The 253-nt window shown below is 71.1% G+C and carries 1 protein-coding gene; it reads right to left on the reverse strand.

The window, feature by feature from the left end; all coding sequences use genetic code 11:
- Positions 1 to 61: 61 nt before the first annotated feature.
- Positions 62 to 253 (reverse strand): alpha/beta hydrolase (locus AAEZ18_RS19245; protein ID WP_352256037.1); only part of this gene is annotated, 192 nt, incomplete at its 5' end.

Below are 253 nucleotides of genomic sequence, written 5' to 3' on the forward strand. Positions count from 1 at the left end.
GTCATGCACCGGGGGCGCCGGTCCGTTCGCGGGCGGGCGCCCCCGGTGCGTTGGGTTCGAGTCAGTTCAAACCCGTGCGCACGCCGACCCATCGGCCGAAATCGCCGGCCATCTCCGCGGTCAGCTCGTGCCCGGCCGCATACAGCCGCGTGTCGTGCGCGACGCCGAGCGCCGCGAGTGTCGCATCGGCCTTGTCCGCCCACGAGACGGGCAGCTTGTCGTCGAAGCGGCCATGCATGATCAGCGCGTGAAG

This window comes from Pseudoalteromonas sp. 19-MNA-CIBAN-0066, assembly GCF_040308705.1.
In the GTDB taxonomy this organism is placed as follows: domain Bacteria; phylum Pseudomonadota; class Gammaproteobacteria; order Enterobacterales; family Alteromonadaceae; genus Pseudoalteromonas; species Pseudoalteromonas nigrifaciens.